At 37.5% G+C, this 17856-nt stretch carries 12 protein-coding genes and 1 CRISPR repeat array; of the genes, 3 read left to right on the top strand and 9 right to left on the bottom strand.

The features are described 5' to 3' along the window. Window positions 1-44: 44 nt before the first annotated feature. From NZ923_07395 to NZ923_07380, 4 genes are all read right to left on the bottom strand, one after another. Window positions 45-932: a YfiM family protein gene (locus tag NZ923_07395; GenBank protein MCS7229843.1), complete on the bottom strand. Its 888-nt coding sequence runs from the start codon at window positions 930-932 to the stop codon at window positions 45-47. An 18-nt stretch (window positions 933-950) separates the two neighbouring features. Then, window positions 951-3086: a DUF1926 domain-containing protein gene (locus NZ923_07390; GenBank protein MCS7229842.1), complete on the bottom strand. Its 2136-nt coding sequence runs from the start codon at window positions 3084-3086 to the stop codon at window positions 951-953. A 25-nt stretch (window positions 3087-3111) separates the two neighbouring features. Continuing rightward, window positions 3112-4584 (bottom strand): lysine--tRNA ligase, encoded by a 1473-nt coding sequence (gene lysS / locus NZ923_07385; protein MCS7229841.1) that lies wholly within the window; start codon window positions 4582-4584, stop codon window positions 3112-3114. 179 nt (window positions 4585-4763) lie between these two features. Next, on the bottom strand, window positions 4764-4895 hold the full coding sequence (locus NZ923_07380) for a hypothetical protein (GenBank protein MCS7229840.1): 132 nt from the start codon (window positions 4893-4895) through the stop codon (window positions 4764-4766). 32 nt (window positions 4896-4927) lie between these two features. On the opposite strand from NZ923_07380, the gene NZ923_07375 reads away from it, so the two are divergent. Together NZ923_07375 and NZ923_07370 are read left to right on the top strand one after the other, a co-directional pair. Beyond that, window positions 4928-5602 carry a class II aldolase/adducin family protein gene (locus tag NZ923_07375; GenBank protein MCS7229839.1) on the top strand — a complete coding sequence of 225 codons (675 nt, stop codon included), beginning with the start codon at window positions 4928-4930 and terminating at the stop codon, window positions 5600-5602. 4 nt (window positions 5603-5606) lie between these two features. Continuing rightward, window positions 5607-6635, top strand: coding sequence for a D-alanine--D-alanine ligase (locus NZ923_07370; protein ID MCS7229838.1), 1029 nt, complete (start codon window positions 5607-5609; stop codon window positions 6633-6635). Between the two features lies 1 nt (window position 6636). Here NZ923_07370 and NZ923_07365 read toward each other — a convergent pair whose 3' ends face one another. The 4 genes from NZ923_07365 to NZ923_07350 all read right to left on the bottom strand — a co-directional run bounded on the left by NZ923_07365 (window position 6637) and on the right by NZ923_07350 (window position 11359). Continuing rightward, window positions 6637-8493, bottom strand: coding sequence for a TIGR03545 family protein (locus NZ923_07365; protein MCS7229837.1), 1857 nt, complete (start codon window positions 8491-8493; stop codon window positions 6637-6639). Next, on the bottom strand, window positions 8490-9023 hold the full coding sequence (locus NZ923_07360) for a TIGR03546 family protein (GenBank protein ID MCS7229836.1): 534 nt from the start codon (window positions 9021-9023) through the stop codon (window positions 8490-8492). The genes NZ923_07365 and NZ923_07360 overlap by 4 nt, the downstream gene beginning before the upstream one ends. Before the next feature lie 21 nt (window positions 9024-9044). Further along, window positions 9045-10439, bottom strand: a complete 1395-nt coding sequence (gene lpdA / locus NZ923_07355) for a dihydrolipoyl dehydrogenase (GenBank protein ID MCS7229835.1) — start codon at window positions 10437-10439, stop codon at window positions 9045-9047. Between the two features lie 443 nt (window positions 10440-10882). Beyond that, window positions 10883-11359 carry a helix-turn-helix transcriptional regulator gene (locus NZ923_07350; GenBank protein MCS7229834.1) on the bottom strand — a complete coding sequence of 159 codons (477 nt, stop codon included), beginning with the start codon at window positions 11357-11359 and terminating at the stop codon, window positions 10883-10885. Between the two features lie 167 nt (window positions 11360-11526). Between NZ923_07350 and NZ923_07345 the strand changes: the two genes are divergently transcribed. After that, entirely contained in the window at window positions 11527-11661 is a 135-nt protein-coding gene (locus tag NZ923_07345) for a hypothetical protein (protein MCS7229833.1), read from the top strand. A gap of 279 nt (window positions 11662-11940) precedes the next feature. On the opposite strand, the gene NZ923_07340 is transcribed toward NZ923_07345, so the two are convergent. Continuing rightward, a complete protein-coding gene (locus NZ923_07340; protein ID MCS7229832.1) occupies window positions 11941-12372 on the bottom strand; it encodes a hypothetical protein in 432 nt (143 codons plus the stop codon). A gap of 190 nt (window positions 12373-12562) precedes the next feature. Continuing rightward, window positions 12563-17803: direct repeats of the CRISPR family, unit length 30 nt; unit sequence GTTTCAATCCCTCACAGGTGCGATTCAAAC. Window positions 17804-17856: the final 53 nt, after the last annotated feature.

Raw genomic sequence — 17856 nt, 5'->3', positions numbered from 1 at the left:
ATTAAATGAACAATCTTTTTACGCTTTTTCAGTGAAACCAAAATTTAGATTCTCTTTGAGAAGAAAAATCCAAAAAAAGCAAAACTGGGTGTTAATCTTACGGCAGGTGCCGGGAGATGAATGTAGTTTAAATTTTTCTTCAAAAGTTTTAGAAACCAACCATCGCCGGGAAGTTTCTCAAGATCATAATCAAGCGAAATATAAAATTCTCGTTTTCCCCCACCAAGACCGTCAAGTTCTCTTACGCCATAACCTATTGCGATGTTAAGGAAGTCGGGATAAAATTTTTCAATTTCTTTTGGAAGGAAATTGTTAACTGAAATTGAAAGCCACATTACCTGTCCTTCGTGATCATCAATGAAAATTTTTTTCTTTCCGCTTCTAAGCTGGGATGTTGGAATGTAGCTCCATTTGAAGTTGAAATTCTTTAGAAACGGGACATAGTGTTGAGCGATTGGGTACCATGCCCCAAGTATGTTTGCGCCTGCATCGCCTGGGCTAAAGCCCCATTGAGTTGCGAATCCATCTTCAAATTCAACATAAAGTCCAAAAACCGATCCAAGCACGGCCCCATATATCATTGATTTCTTTTTTTCAACCCCAGCCCATTGAAGCGATGAAGCAAATAAATTTGAAATCAAATTTGCACCATAGAAATGCCCAATCTTATCAATGTTAAGAGCATAATCCCAATCGTTCACGACATGAAATGATCTCCTCTGTCCACTCCACCAAGCGTTTTGCTGATAGACATGTATAACGCCCATCACTCCAACAGTCCCAAGTCCAACGATCGCAAGCTTCGTGTAGTTAATTTTTTCACCAACTGGTTTTGAGATTGAATCATCCGCGGAAAAATAATTCCCAAATGGAAAAACCTCACCAAAGCAGAAAACAAGAAGCAGGAAAATTTTCAGAATTTTAACCTGCACAATGTTAGAAGAAAATTTTTACTTTTTTAATTTCCTGAACGATTTATGAATTTGGACAGTCCATTCTTTGCTTAACTTTATGTTCCAGTTGAGTAAAATAACGGAACCTTGATAAACTCTTTCAAAGCCAGCTTCAGAAAGAGAAATTGATTCAAGCGGAAATCTCCAAACATTTGCGAACTTGCTTAAATAGAAGTTCATATCAAGCCCAACCCATTCATCAACGACGCCGAAGGAAACAACATCATCAACAGAACCGATGCTTCTTAATTTTTTATCTTCAATTTCATATCCAACAAAGTAAAAATATCTATCTTCAGAATCAGGCGCAAGAAAGTTGCAAGCGAACTCCACTCCAAACCACAGATCAAGCATCTCATCTTCAAGATTTTCAATTTTGTAATCTATGAAAAGATCGTTAGCGTTTTTATTTACCGTTATCCTTTTTTCAACACGAACCCTTTTCCTTTCGTTTTCAACCCAAACATTACCTTCCCTTGAGAGTATGATCTCAAGAGCGCTCTTCTTGAAATTTGTCTCAACATGATAAGGTTGATCAACAAAATCACCCTGTTCTGGATATCTACACTGATAAAAATTCTCAAGCGTTGTCCCATCGCCCAGGAAATGATCAATTAAGCTGCCTCGCCTATACCAATCATAATGCAAGAACCTTTCAAGTCCTTCTTCCTTTGCTAATAGCATATCGTGTATGCTTGCGACGCCGTGATTGTTTGGATTATTTTGCTCGCTTGCGAGCCGAATTAATTTTTCATGATAACCCTCCTTTCTCCTTGTGATCACATCCGTTATGTTAAACTCAACTGGCTTGAAGTCAAGTTCAAAAATCTGCCCACCGTAATTTGGATTTATATAAATGTTAAAGTTTGGTGATTCAACGATAAGTTCATCCCTTCCATCTCTGTCAAAATCGGTAAACTCATAACGAATGAGCTTCTTAGATTCAATTTTATCAAGTTCATTTTCAGCGCTTATCAAATTTCTATAAGCAGTTGACCTTAAATTTGTAAGATATAAACCACCGAAGATCCCATGCCAGTATGGATCATTACATTGTGCAGACCAAATTTTATCAAGAGCGATGCTTACATCTTTTCCTTTCGCTTGAAGTTTCCTCGCTCTTTCGGAAACTCTTAGCATTTTTTTGTGAAGGTTATTTGCCTCGGGATATTTTACAAGGAAATTTCTCCAGAAGCCACCTCTGAAAAATCTTGAATATTGCTCATACATTCCCTCTTCCTTTAGGTGTTCTTCAAGTTTTTCATAATCAAGATACGCATCTGCTGGCAAAGCCCAATGCATCATCTCAGCGTAGGAGGCATTAGGCAAATAAATTCTACCAATTGGTTTTATTTTTTGAATTACCTCGGAAAAGTGAAGTATGTTTATCCAATCGCTGTTTTCTTCAAGTGCTGTGAAGAACTCCTCAAGCCATCCATCCTCATAGACATGTTTATATGTATTTGGCCAGACGCCGAACTTCTCGCCATCGTCGGCATAGACGACAACTCTATCGCCTTCTTCCGTTGCAATTTCTCTTAAGTAATCAATTGTCTTCTCAACAGGTTGAAACGGGATCGTATATCTTAACATTTTGCTTATCGGGAAGATGTTAACAGTATAACCTTGTTCCTCGGTGATGTAATATCCGAGAAGTTTCTCCCCAGTTAAACCAGCATACCGAAAATGTGTATCATCAATTATCACATATTTAACCCCAGCCATTGCGATAAACTTGACGATGTGCTGTTCCCACACTCTTTCAGCAAGCCACATTCCAACTGGTGTTTTATCAAAATGTTTAACGATAAAGTCGGTTAACTTTTTAATTTGATCCAACTTATCTTGATCTGGAATTACTGCAAGAATCGGTTCATAAAATCCCCCAGTTATCAATTCCACCTGTCCTTTGTCAACGAGGGCCTTCAAGTCATCAAAGAACTCGGGATGATTTTTTAAAATCCATTGAAATAAGATGCCGGTATAATGTTGTGCGAGTTTGATCTTCGGATATTTTGCGAGGATTTTGATAAATGGTTTATAAGCGACTTCATATGCATGTTCAAAGACGAAGTCAAAATTACCCACTGGTTGATGGTTATGGATTCCGAGGACGAGATTAATTTTTTTCACTTTAAACTTCTGATTTTGTTTTCAACTATTTTTCGGGTCTCATGTGCGGGAAAAGAATTACATCTCGGATTGTTTTTTGATTAGTTAAAATCATCACAAGGCGATCAATTCCAATTCCAAGTCCTGCAGTTGGAGGCATCCCATATTCAAGAGCTCTTATAAAATCTTCATCAATTGTCATCGCTTCCTCGTCTCCCTGCGCTCTAAGTCGGGCTTGTTCTTCAAATCTCAAGCGCTGATCAATTGGATCGTTTAACTCGCTGAAGGCATTGCATACCTCCATCCCGCAAATTATAACTTCAAATCTTTCAACAAGTCGTGGATTATTTCTGTGTCTTTTTGCAAGCGGAGACATCTCAACAGGATAATCAATTACAAAAGTCGGCTGAATTAGATTTGGTTGAACGATCTCAGAAAAGATCTCGTCAATTATTTTGCCAACCCCAATTTTTGACGAGACATCAACATTTAATCGCCTTGCAATTGCACGAAGTTCATCTTCAGTTTTGCCTTCAAGATTTTCACCAGTATATTGTTTCAAAAGTTCAAACATCGGAATCCTTCTCCACGGAGGTGTCAAGTCAATTTCGTTTTCTCCAAATTTTATCTTCGCCGTCCCATTCACACGCAAGTTCACAGTGTAAATCAAATTTTCAGTAAACTCCATCATCCAGTTATAATCTTTATAGGCAACATAAAGCTCAAGCATCGTAAACTCCGGATTATGCATCCTATCCATCCCCTCGTTTCTGAAATCTTTTCCGATCTCATAAACTCCTTCAAATCCACCTACTATCAATCTTTTCAAATAAAGCTCATCGGCGATCCTTAAATATAGATCCATATCCAATGCGTTGTGATGCGTTATGAACGGTCTTGCGGTTGCACCACCATAAATCGGTTGAAGAATCGGGGTTTCAACTTCAATGAAACCATGTGAGTCAAGGATTTCGCGAATCGTGCTGATTATCTTCGCACGCTTTATAAAAACTTGCTTTACATCCGGGTTTACTATCAAATCAACATACCTTTGTCTGTATCTCATCTCTTTATCTGTGAACGGATCGTAAACTATTCTATTACCGCTTTCATCTATTTTTTCTTTAACGATTGGCAAAGGTCGTATTGATTTCGCAAGGACTTGATAATCCTCAACTTTTACAGTTATCTCACCAGTTTTCGTCCTGAAAACTTCACCCTTAACACCGATTATATCGCCAATATCAAGGAGTTTCAATATATCATATTTATCGCCGAGGACATCCTTTTTAAAATAAATTTGTATTTTCCCTTTTGAATCCTGAATGTGTGAAAATGTTGCTTTGCCCATTCTCCTAATTGACATAATTCTCCCTGCAATTGAAACGCTCATAGGTGGATCTTCATCCTTGAAGTTTTTCAGGATGTCCTCTGAGTAAGCGTTTACTGGAAACTCGTAGGGATATGGATTGATGCCGAGCTTTTTAAGCTCTTCAAGTTCTTCAAGTCGTCTTTTCATTAACTGGTTAAATTCTTCCCAGTATTGAAGCTTTAGCTCGTCTTGCAATTTTGGCGTTGTCGTTTTGTTTTTTATTGTTTTTAATTTAATTAAATTTGGTAAAAAAATGAAAACGCTTCCATCGGAAAACAAAGCGAGGCGAAAATGAGAATTTCAACCAAGGCTTTCAATTGGATAACCTACATAAGTTTGGCGATATTGGTTCTATTGCTACTCGGTATGCTGACTAAAATCATTCCACCTGAATATTCAATCCATGCGCTTGTTGTCGCTTTTGCGATTTTTTTCCTTCGCTTGATCTTGCGCACCATAATGATCAAACAATCAATTTCTGAAAAACGGGATGAGGGATAAGAAAATTACAATGGAAAAAGAAAAACTAATTTCAGAGATCGTAGAAATCTCGCATTTGGTTTATAAAAAGGGATTTGTTTCAGCAATGGATGGAAACATATCTGCACGACTTGGAAATGGAAACATACTTTGCACTTCAACCGCTGTAAATAAAGGCGAGATAAAAAAATCCCAAATTGTTGAAGTTGACCCTGATGGAAATTTGATTTATGGGATTTACAAACCATCAACCGAGATAAAGATGCATCTTTTCATTTACAGTCAAAGGAAAGATGTGAAGGCGATCGTTCACGCACATCCGCCCTTTGCAACTGCGTTCGCAACCGCTGGGATCTCGCTTGAGGGATTTGTCCTTCCCGAAGTTATAATAAACCTTGGCAAAATCCCGCTTGCAAAATATGCAACTCCATCAACCGACGAAGTTCCAAAATCAATTGAGCCATTTGTTGAAAAATGCGATGCATTTTTGCTTCAAAACCATGGCGCTGTGACACTTGGGGAAAATTTAAGAGATGCGTATTACAAGATGGAAAAACTTGAACATTATGCAATGATCATATTGCTTGCGAGGATCCTTGGTGGTGAAAAAAATTTAACACCCGAAGATTTACAAAAACTTTTATCTGTAAGTCCAGAAGCGTACGGTAAACAAATAAAGATTTAAATTGATGGAAAAGATTAAAGTCGCTGTTCTACTTGGTGGGACATCACCAGAAAGGGATGTCTCAATAATCTCGGGGAAATATGTAACTCAAGGTTTAAGAGAAGCAGGTTATATCGTAAAACCGATTGACCCAGCTCTTGGGATAAATCAACCCGATGACGAAGAAAAACTTTTCATAAGTTCAATAAGAGAAACACCACCAACAGAAGAAGAGCTTGCGAAATTTTCAAATAAAAATGTAATAGAATGCATTAATTCACATCTGCTTGATGATGTTGATGTCGTTTTCATAGTTTTGCATGGTAAATGGGGAGAAGATGGGACAGTCCAAGCGTTGCTTGATCTTAGGGGGAAAAAATATACTGGCTCCGGAGTGCTTGCAAGTGCGATAGGGATTGATAAAAACATGTCAAAGATTGTTTTTGAACATTACGGAGTTCAAACGCCCGATTGGTTCGTTGTCAAGAAAAATAGAATTGACATAAATGAAATTCGCCAAAAGATAGAAAAATCCTTTTCCTACCCTTGCGTCGTCAAGCCAAACGACCAAGGTTCAACAGTCGGATTGACGATCGTCCATTGTCCCGAAGAAATTGAGCCAGCTATTGAACTTGCTTTCAAGTATTCGGATTTGGTTTTAGTTGAAGATTTCATAGAAGGAAAAGAATTAACAGTTGGAATACTCGGTAATTTGGCTTTGCCAGTTATTGAGATAATACCCAAAGGTGGGATTTACGATTATTATCACAAATATACAAAGGGAGCAACTGAATACATCGTCCCAGCTCAAATACCGGACGAATGGACAGAAAAACTCAAAGAGCAATCAATTATCGCATTTGAATCCATCGGTTGCAAAGGATTCGCAAGAGTTGATTTCAGAGTCACGGAAAAAGGGGAAATTTACTGCCTTGAAATCAATACAATCCCAGGAATGACAGGGACAAGCTTAGTTCCAAAAGCAGCTAAAGCTGCTGGAATTGAATTCCCAGAACTCGTTGATAGAATTGTGAAGCTCGCTCTTTCTGAGTAAACTATCTTCTGAGGATGTTTTCAAGAATTCTCGTCCCTCGTTTTTTAATCTCTTGATCAAGCTCTTTTAATTTTTGCTCCCTCAAACTTTCAACCAAGCTAACAACATCTTTATATTCCTCTGCCCTACTTACCAATTCCTTGATTTTTTCTTCTGCCCTCGCTTCAAATTCTTTTCTAATTTCCTCTAATTTCGCTCGTGCCATCGCTTCCGCTTCTCTTTTCAACCTCTCTACTTCCCTTCCGATAGCATCCCTGAATCCAGCTGTTAATTGTCTATCCAAACTTGAACTTATGCTTGCCTTAAACTCCTTATTGATAACGCTAATAGACGCATTTACATCTAAATATCTGACTGCGCTAAATGTATTTTTGACGACATTGAACAATCTTTCCTCATAGAAATTCGCTGGAGAAAATGACAAAAAGACAAATTGCGGATTGTAAAACATTAGATTGAACTCCGATTTAACATCTCCACCTTGTCTTGTCAATCTGAAATTTATATCGCCGATGGAATTATCAACTTTGACTGGTAAAAATTTAACGGAATGATCAAAGTTAAAATCAGAAATCGGCAACCTCTTGAACTCAAAATTTAACTTTTGGCTTGATGGATTGCTTACGAAGTCAAGCTCCACTTCAAGTTTCAAACTTGCCTTGTCAGGTCTATCACCAGTGATCACAATGCGAGTTGGCAAGCCAACTATCTTCGGTTGATTGCTTACATTCGTGATCTCACCTTTGATGCGAAAACCTGCGTTAGTTTCGCCGGATAAGACACATCTTTTTAGCCAAAATTCAGGTAAAGCTCTCTCTTTAACGAATTGTATATCTTGCCCTTTTAGTCGCGGAGGTCTTTCTTCCTTCTCTGGCTTAAGTGCCTGCATTTTCTGAATATATCTCTCTGCCGTCTCGGAATATTCCTCATATGTCAAATAGTAAGAATAAATCTTCGGGCCGACAAGATACTTGATAAGATTTATGTTTTGAACATCTGGAAGTTTTGCGTAGCCCTTTACTTTTTGAATGTCGTTTTTTATATGCTCTTGAATTTCAAGTTTGATTTTGTTGAATTTGTCAGGCAGTTGCTTTATTTCGTTAACTTTTGCCTCGTAGCGATTTTTTATTTCATTTATTTGCTTGATGCTTCCGTTTACAGTTTCGTAGGTCGTTTTAAGGTCGTTTACAGTTTTTATTGCGGATGGATTTATTGACCTAAGATTTGCTTCAATTTCTTTAAGTTTCCTGACATCATTTTGCAAATTTTCAATATCCGTCCTGTATTTTTGGATCTCTGCTTCAACAAAGTTCCTTACTGAATCAATTTTTGAAGGCGTTTCAAGTTGAATTTTGTCCAATATGTCTTTGGGCTTAATATCTTCAAGTTCAGATACGAGCTCAAAAGCGGGCGCTTTCTTCAATTCATCAAGCAAGAGAGCAAATTGCTTTTCAATAAAACTTGGTTCTCTTTTTTCAACCTTTTCTTGTTTTTTTGGCAATCGTCCATCGGTTTTCCTATCTGTAAATGTCCTTATGTTCAAAACTTGCATATTTTCTATGACGAACTTTTTCTTTAGCAGAGCGGACAAAGACAACTTAAACTCTACGGGGCCTGTTTCAATCATATTTTTCATCGTGTGCTTTGGGTGTGTGACTTGAATTCTATCCCATTTGATCCTCAACTTCAAGAAAGAAAAATCAAGGTTATCTATTTCAACCTTTGCTCCGACTATGTTTGAACCTGCATTTTCAAGTTGTCTCTCAAGCCATTTATCAGTTAAAAAAATGTTAAGCAAAATGATTATGACTACGACAACGCCAAGAAATATGACGCCAGATTTTCTTATGTATTTCATGTCTCGCTCCAAATCTTAATTTTCTCATAAATCTGGTAAAGTTTTGATGCTTTCGCTGCTTTTATAATTGGCAACTTTTGAATGTGTGGATCAATTTTCTCACGATAATTTTTAACGAACCACTTTGCTAAAAAATAAACTGGCAAAAACAATATAAAAGATGTGACCGTGCTACCCATTACCACAGTGTTGTAAAATCTTGTAAATGGGATCAACGATGTTTGATAAAGCGATGTCCATACACCTCTTAATCCTTCAATATCAACAAGTATCCAATATCCGAACGAATGAAAAAAAGGATCAAAGATATAAGCAATTGGCGCAAAAAGTCCAATTGCCAAGAGAACAGCTCCAAAATTTACATTCAAAATTATGACGATTATCCAGATCAAAAAACTATGCAAAGTATTCCACGGGATTAAACCAAGACACATTCCAAAGGCAAAGCCAGCAGCAACTTGTCCTGGTGAACCCTGCGACCGCAAAATTTTTATGATCCTTGCAATTAATTGTATTATCGGGATCGGCACTTTTTGAGCTAAATTTTGTTTTTAAATGTGTATCGCTTCCTTCAATGAATCAGCAGAAGCTTCCATAAGAGTTTCAGATAAAGTTGGATGTGCATGGATTGTTTTAACTATTTCAAAAGCTGTGCTCTCAAGCGTTTTAGCAACGCCAAATTCAGCAATTAATTCTGTCGCCTCAGGTCCGATGATGTGAGCGCCGAGCAATTCACCGTAATTTTCATCAAAAATCACTTTAACCATGCCCTCCGTTTCACCAATTGCGAGCGCTTTGCCATTAGCTCTAAATGGGAAACGACCTACTCTAATTTTATATCCCCTTTCAATTGCTTTTTGTTCAGTTAAACCGATGCTTGCAACTTGTGGAATACTGTAAGTGCAACTTGGAATGTTATCGTAATCAATCGGCAAGGTTTCAACTCCAGCTATATTCTCAACACATCTAATTCCTTCCGCTGAAGCGACATGCGCAAGAAGCGGTGGTCCGATCACATCACCAATTGCATAAATTCTCTCCGCAGTTGTTTTATATGTCTTCTTATCAACTTTTATAAAAGTATTTTCAACCTCAACTCCGACATTCTCCAGCCCAAGATTATTAGCGTTACCTTGAACTCCGACTGCAACAAGTGCAACATCGGCTTTTAAAGCTTTTTCGCCACTTTCATTTTGAACTATTACCTCCGCTTGTCCGTTAACCGCTTTCGCTTGAACAACTTTTGTATTTGTTAAAATTTCAATCCCCGACTTTTGGAAAGATTTCGCAAGTATATCAGTTATTTCTTTGTCTTCGTTTGGAAGAATTGATGGCATCATCTCTATTAAAGTTATTTTCGTCCCGAATGTGTTGTAAAAGTAAGCGAATTCAACACCAATTGCTCCAGCGCCGATAATTATCATTGATTTAGGAGGCTCATCAAGAAGCATAGCTTCCTTGCTTGTGATGATTAATTTACCATCAATGTGAATTCCAGGCAACTCTCTTGGGCGAGCACCGGTTGCAATTATTATATTATCTGCAACGACTTCAATTTCATCTTTTTCATTTTTTACACCTATCAAGCCAGGTTTCAGTATAAAGCCGTGTCCGACTATTTTTGTTATGTTATTTTTTTTCAATAGGAATTCAACACCCTTGCTTAATCTTTCAGCGACCTGCCTGCTTCTTTGAATTATTTTTTTGAAATCAAAATTTAAATTTTCAACCTTTAACCCAAATTCATCAGCTCTTTTAAACAAGTTGAAAAGTTCAGCGGATTTAAGAAGTGCTTTTGTTGGAATACAGCCCCAATTAAGACAAATACCACCGACGCGATCTTTTTCTATTATAGCAGTTTTAAAACCCAATTGTGATGCTCTTATTGCTGAGACATAACCGCCAGGACCGCTTCCAATTACGACAATGTCAAATTTTTCTGGCATAGCGAGGATGAATTTGTTTTAAAATTCACAAAAATTTAAGAACGAAAGATTACAAATCAAAAGCTCAGAAGGAGCAATGGAAGGACAAAGTGCCGTTTGATAGCAGGCGTATGAGTATATGTCGGAAGTTTTTAATCTTTTGTCATAAACAGATTCATTCAAGAATGTATATGTGTGAATGACTTCACTATTCAGGACAGGCGCAATTCACATAAAGATTTAAGAATAACGCAATAATGCGTTAACCCAAATTCATTTCCAAACAGCCCAATGAACGAATACCTTACCTAACTCTTCCACATATCCCAAGTTTTTTGCATTCAACTATTTAACTAAAACTGGACTAATGCTTTCGCCAGCTAGCAAATTCTTTTTCTCAACAAAAATTTCGCTTTCCCGCTTGAACCAAGCACTATTCAACTTCCCTTATTATAGTCCTACCCCTATCTTAAGTTTATAACTGTTAAATCAAAACTAAGCATCGGAAATATCTCTTCGCACTTCTTTTTTATCTTTTCAAGCCCTCTTCTTAGTTTGTCAGACTTCCTCCGATAAATTACGACAGAAATATCAACCTTTTTGTCCAATACCCTAATAGTTGAACTACTTATCCCTCTTAAGACTTTTAACATCTCCTCAACATCATTTACGATCGTAACGCTGCTAAATGGATTGTATTCGTAATGATCGTAAATATCACTTATGAAAAAATCGGAAGGATTTATCTCAAAAGCCCGTGCTAATCTTTTTATCACTCCAATCGTAATTTTAAACTTTCCGAACTCCAAATCTGTATACAGTTTTCTGCTAATGTTTAATTTCTGGGCAGCCGTATCAGGATCAAGCCCAGATTTCCTTCTTAAAAATCTAATGACGCAAGGATCAACATTAACTACAACCTTGTTTGTAAACTTTTCCATAATGTTGTGCCCTTTAGTTTTGTTTTAGTTTCAATTCCCCCTAAGGAATCCTTTTGGGACAAGAGCGGTTTAAACTTGATATAATTTAATAAAGGCAGGCTCAAAATACAAACTTCTATTCCTATGTTAAGTTGTGTGCAGTGATGTTTCAGTTTCTCATTCCCTAATTGGATCACTTCGGGACAGGTGCGATTCAAACAAACAGGCGATATTTGGTTTATTATCTTAACATAATGTTTCAATCCCTAATTCCAAAGGGATCCCTTTGGGAGAAGTGCGATTTAAACCAGTTAAACTTGTAAAACAGCCTGGCTGGCAAGCCCTCACGTTTTCCTCTAATATATACTCAGCTTTTTCAACCGCTTTTTTGCCGTTTCCTGTTGGTTTCTTAAGAGACTTGTCTTCTTGTTTATTTCGTAAGTCGTTTTGCAAATCCGACTATGATTTTTTTGCCTTGCCGGTATAAAAACTGACACAAAAACACAATAACAACAACAGAACCAACAACATTAGCAATAACAGGATAATAAGCGATCGGCTTACCGACCAGTTTCAAATTTTCATTTATCCTTAAAACTTCATTAGGCCTGGTATTGTAATTCGTTTGAATTTTTGTTTTCTTCTATTTCTATTTTATAACCCTTATATCTTAGCACTTCAATCAGGCTCAATACCAAACTTGCAATGGTTATCTCATCTACTCCTTCCTCTTTTTGTTTTTCAAGTAAACCTTCAAATATCCCGGATTCATCACAAACCATCTTCACACTTATCTGCGTTAAATCAGCAGCATATATCATTAACAAATTCACGAAATCATCAGCATCTATATTCAAATTCTGTATTAAATCCAGCAAGGTTTTAGAAAATAGCTCCATTTTTACTCTATCTTTTAAGAAGTTATCTAATCCGCTTTTCACTATTCTGCCTTGATATTCAAGCGCGTCTCTGGGAATTTCAAATTTAATTAATACTTCGCAAATGTTTTGATTTTTCTTGTACTTTATTATCATATCTTTTTTTGTTTTGTTTTTCTGTTCATTCTTGATGGGTTTCTTTGGAGCAGGTGCGATTCAAGCTGATTTGTTAATTGTTGGGGGGTCATTTTTCAAGTTTCAATTTTTGGCAGGTGTGATTCAAATTAGTTTCATTTATAACGCTGTAGTTAACAGCAAATTAACTTTTCAATTTCTCATTCCTAAGGGATCCCTTCGGGACAGATGCAATTCAAATTGTTCATTTCAACAATACAGTAAACAAAAAGTAAACATTTCAATCCCTCATCCTTAAGGGGAGTGCTTCGGGACAAGTGCGATTCAAACATTTTTTACCAATATGTGACACACTTTTTCTCAATTGTTTCAATCCCTCACAGGTGCGATTCAAACTTATGTTCTCGCGCTTTTTAAATTACCTCCAGTTTCGTTTCAATCCCTCACAGGTGCGATTCAAACCCAGTTGTTGTGATGAAAAGATTAGAAATTAATTTGTTTCAATCCCTCACAGGTGCGATTCAAACGTTATTTGAAAACCATAAAAACAATAACAATAAATTAGTTTCAATCCCTCACAGGTGCGATTCAAACAAATGTTTATTGAAAAATACTGTCAAATGATTTTGTCAGTTTCAATCCCTCACAGGTGCGATTCAAACAAAAAAAGGAGGAGTAAGATGTATTTAAATATTGTGTTTCAATCCCTCACAGGTGCGATTCAAACTAGAAGTTTTGGGAGAACAACAATTGATAGCTGAAGAGTTTCAATCCCTCACAGGTGCGATTCAAACTAAAACTATTACTTTTAATGTAAATTGGCAAATAGTTTCAATCCCTCACAGGTGCGATTCAAACCAACCTCAAGAATATGCGAAGTTTCTTTCCTGTATATCAGTTTCAATCCCTCACAGGTGCGATTCAAACAAAGAGGAGAGGTAAAATATGTATCTTAACATTATTTCGTTTCAATCCCTCACAGGTGCGATTCAAACTAAGTTTGAAGTTAAACGAATTAAAACAATTTAAATAGTTTCAATCCCTCACAGGTGCGATTCAAACAAATTGGAAGATAATCTATACGTAGTTAAAAACTTGTTTCAATCCCTCACAGGTGCGATTCAAACTGCGTTTATGCGATTGTGCAACCAAAATCACAAACCAGTTTCAATCCCTCACAGGTGCGATTCAAACTTGATTATCAAGTTTAACAAAACACAGCAAAACACGTTTCAATCCCTCACAGGTGCGATTCAAACTTGACAATTTGCCAAATTTGGTTGGACAAATGAATTTGTTTCAATCCCTCACAGGTGCGATTCAAACACTTTTGAGAACCGAATTGGTCAATACTAGTTTCAATCCCTCACAGGTGCGATTCAAACAAAGTAATTTGGCCTTTCCGATAAAGGAAAGGCACGCGTTTCAATCCCTCACAGGTGCGATTCAAACATGGTGTAATTTATAATGCTGTTGAGGTTTTTGAACTGTTTCAATCCCTCACAGGTGCGATTCAAACAAGGGAGGGAATAACAATATGTATTTGAATATCGTAAAGTTTCAATCCCTCACAGGTGCGATTCAAACTTATTGTGGGTTGAAGGTATGAAAACTGGATTTGGAGTTTCAATCCCTCACAGGTGCGATTCAAACGTAATAAATCAAAAACAAAAGAAGGAGTAATACAAGTTTCAATCCCTCACAGGTGCGATTCAAACCAATTAATGTCCAATTTGTGCTAAAAGTAAGTTTAGTTTCAATCCCTCACAGGTGCGATTCAAACTCCTCGGATTAGTTTCAGTGTAGGTTGGAAACTGATGTTTCAATCCCTCACAGGTGCGATTCAAACGGAGAATAATTTATTTGCAGTGAAAAATTTGGAAACGCGTTTCAATCCCTCACAGGTGCGATTCAAACACTTTGAAGATTTGAAGAAAATTGTAAATGAAGCATTTGGTTTCAATCCCTCACAGGTGCGATTCAAACTCATATGGAATCGGTATCGCCAAAACATCTTCAACGTTTCAATCCCTCACAGGTGCGATTCAAACAAACTTAACCCAATCTTAACCAAGCCCATACATATTAGTTTCAATCCCTCACAGGTGCGATTCAAACTAAGTTGTAAATTGCCATAATTCTTTCGTCTGAAAGTTTCAATCCCTCACAGGTGCGATTCAAACAAGACATAATGAAACTCAATGGCATTGAAATTGAATCGTTTCAATCCCTCACAGGTGCGATTCAAACACAAAAGCATTGTTTTTACTGTAAATTGGAAACCGATGTTTCAATCCCTCACAGGTGCGATTCAAACAAAACAATAAAATTAAAAAGTTAAAAACAAAAAAAGTAGTTTCAATCCCTCACAGGTGCGATTCAAACATGCTTATATTAAAAGAAAGATTAACATTTAATCTTAAGTTTCAATCCCTCACAGGTGCGATTCAAACTACCTAATTACCGCAAGTTTGCTGGCAAGTATTTTCGTTTCAATCCCTCACAGGTGCGATTCAAACTATGATGTTAATAAAAAATGGGTATGGTTATCTGAGTTTCAATCCCTCACAGGTGCGATTCAAACTATTTTCGTTCAAGCAGGGAAATTTTCTCAAAGCATGGTTTCAATCCCTCACAGGTGCGATTCAAACTCAGATGAAAAGATAATATCAGTTTATAATCCGAAAGTTTCAATCCCTCACAGGTGCGATTCAAACTCGGACGAAAAAATAAGAGCAATTTACAATTTGAAGAGTTTCAATCCCTCACAGGTGCGATTCAAACAATGCAATTGTGCGATTGTGCAATAGCGCAATTGTGGTTTCAATCCCTCACAGGTGCGATTCAAACAGAGTGGGTAGGAAGTCTACCCACGGATGTTACTTTGTTTCAATCCCTCACAGGTGCGATTCAAACTCATAAACTTAGTTTTTGTGTAAACTGGTCACTGATGTTTCAATCCCTCACAGGTGCGATTCAAACATGTTTGAAAACCCTATAGGGAAAATTTTTGTGCTAGTTTCAATCCCTCACAGGTGCGATTCAAACCTACGTAACGGAATATATGCTGTAGTAACTAATGATTGTTTCAATCCCTCACAGGTGCGATTCAAACAAAACAAAACTTTAAAACAATATGCACCAAATAAAAAGTTTCAATCCCTCACAGGTGCGATTCAAACTAATGATTATCTTTATTGCATAGCTATTGACCATAAGTTTCAATCCCTCACAGGTGCGATTCAAACACAATTAAAATTTTTTTCATAGAAATTTACACTTTCAAGTTTCAATCCCTCACAGGTGCGATTCAAACCCACCCACTCCAGGAACACATATTTTCCGTTTTGAATAGTTTCAATCCCTCACAGGTGCGATTCAAACCTGAAATTGAGCGTTTGTATAGTCCGAAGATTGCAATGTTTCAATCCCTCACAGGTGCGATTCAAACTGTGCCTGATGTTGCTTAGGAACGGTTATGGCCACTGTTTCAATCCCTCACAGGTGCGATTCAAACGGGTGCCATTCCAAGTGATGTGAGCTTGAAGTTAAAGTTTCAATCCCTCACAGGTGCGATTCAAACAGATTGAAATCGCTTGATGAATTGAAAATTGAAAATAGTTTCAATCCCTCACAGGTGCGATTCAAACAGTGGAAAAAATAGAAAAAGCCTTGAGAACCTTAAAGTTTCAATCCCTCACAGGTGCGATTCAAACTCATTAAACCGTTTGAAAAAAATTTGAGATTTGTTTAGTTTCAATCCCTCACAGGTGCGATTCAAACCGGATGTTGTTTTAAAGCTTGAAGAACTAAAGCAAAAGTTTCAATCCCTCACAGGTGCGATTCAAACACCTCCACTTGATACATAAATCTCAGAAACCTTTCTACGTTTCAATCCCTCACAGGTGCGATTCAAACGGTGTGGTGGGGATGACAGGTGTGGGGTGCAGATTGGTTTCAATCCCTCACAGGTGCGATTCAAACAAGCAAGCGAATTTTCTCAAAGCATTTGAAAAACCGTGTTTCAATCCCTCACAGGTGCGATTCAAACCTTCGCTGAATGTAATTCGCGCGAAAGTGCACCTATGTTTCAATCCCTCACAGGTGCGATTCAAACTAATAATTACGAAATAAAAAAATTAGTCGTACAGAAGTTTCAATCCCTCACAGGTGCGATTCAAACTAGGAAGTTTACCCACGGATGTTACTTTAAAAATAAAGTTTCAATCCCTCACAGGTGCGATTCAAACAACGTGGAAAGCAAGGTAATTTGAAGGTGTATGAAGGTTTCAATCCCTCACAGGTGCGATTCAAACAACAACAAAAATTTCTTGAACCAACCGAAAAATTCTGGTTTCAATCCCTCACAGGTGCGATTCAAACTGCTGATAATCCCGAGGTTTTTTCAGTAAAACAAAAGTTTCAATCCCTCACAGGTGCGATTCAAACACGTAAGCCTGAGGTTAAACGAATTACAATTTAAATAGTTTCAATCCCTCACAGGTGCGATTCAAACTGTATTTAAATATCTTTTCAGACGAGAAAGTAATTAGTTTCAATCCCTCACAGGTGCGATTCAAACTTGATTCCGTAAACAAATTTTAGGGGTCTTTCTTTTGGGTTTCAATCCCTCACAGGTGCGATTCAAACGGAGGAAATAACGATGTATTTGAACATTATCTCAAAGTTTCAATCCCTCACAGGTGCGATTCAAACAGAAATTCCTAAGGTTTGCCTACGAAGTTGAGCCTCCGTTTCAATCCCTCACAGGTGCGATTCAAACCTGTTGTTCTTACTGTAAATTGGAAAGTAACGGAAATGTTTCAATCCCTCACAGGTGCGATTCAAACTTATTAAACCCACCGAAAAGTTTTTGAGATTTATGTAGTTTCAATCCCTCACAGGTGCGATTCAAACCAACAATATCCAACAACTTGAAGAAATAGAAAATGCAGGTTTCAATCCCTCACAGGTGCGATTCAAACAAGGTGCCACTCCGAGTGATATATTGCTCAAGCTAAAGTTTCAATCCCTCACAGGTGCGATTCAAACTTGGAGTGGGCGGGAAATCCGCCCGCGGATGTTATAGTTTCAATCCCTCACAGGTGCGATTCAAACTTGTTAATTGGATAGAAATTGAGTTAAAAGGAAACAGTTTCAATCCCTCACAGGTGCGATTCAAACAGTACGTCCTCCTGGAGTGGGTAGGAGCCCCTCCAGGGTTTCAATCCCTCACAGGTGCGATTCAAACTATGCTTACCTCCTTGCACCAACAGCTTTTTAATTTGTTTCAATCCCTCACAGGTGCGATTCAAACAAAAGATGAGGACAGAGAAGAAATAACCAATTTGAAGTTTCAATCCCTCACAGGTGCGATTCAAACAAGAATTTGAAACCCCGCTGGGGAAATTCTTTGTGCTTAGTTTCAATCCCTCACAGGTGCGATTCAAACTCAATTGTCATCTTATTGAATTGATTAAATAAGAAGAGTTTCGATCCGACGAG

Origin of the sequence: Candidatus Kryptonium sp. (assembly GCA_025060635.1) — a bacterium.
In the GTDB taxonomy this organism is placed as follows: Bacteria; Bacteroidota; Ignavibacteria; order Kryptoniales; family Kryptoniaceae; genus Kryptonium.
Note: the sequence above shows the minus strand (reverse complement) of the source record. Positions and strands in the feature narration are given on the sequence as shown.

Bases quoted from the DNA above. Each gene is read 5' to 3' on its own strand.
- lysS (MCS7229841.1), bottom strand. From the start codon at position 4,584: ATGAAAAGACGACTTGAAGAACTTGAAGAGCTTAAAAAGCTCGGCATC.
- NZ923_07380 (MCS7229840.1), bottom strand. From the start codon at position 4,895: ATGGTGCGCAAGATCAAGCGAAGGAAAAAAATCGCAAAAGCGACAACA.
- NZ923_07375 (MCS7229839.1), top strand. From the start codon at position 4,928: ATGAGGGATAAGAAAATTACAATGGAAAAAGAAAAACTAATTTCAGAG.
- NZ923_07370 (MCS7229838.1), top strand. From the start codon at position 5,607: ATGGAAAAGATTAAAGTCGCTGTTCTACTTGGTGGGACATCACCAGAA.
- NZ923_07365 (MCS7229837.1), bottom strand. From the start codon at position 8,493: ATGAAATACATAAGAAAATCTGGCGTCATATTTCTTGGCGTTGTCGTA.
- lpdA (MCS7229835.1), bottom strand. From the start codon at position 10,439: ATGCCAGAAAAATTTGACATTGTCGTAATTGGAAGCGGTCCTGGCGGT.
- NZ923_07350 (MCS7229834.1), bottom strand. From the start codon at position 11,359: ATGGAAAAGTTTACAAACAAGGTTGTAGTTAATGTTGATCCTTGCGTC.
- NZ923_07340 (MCS7229832.1), bottom strand. From the start codon at position 12,372: ATGATAATAAAGTACAAGAAAAATCAAAACATTTGCGAAGTATTAATT.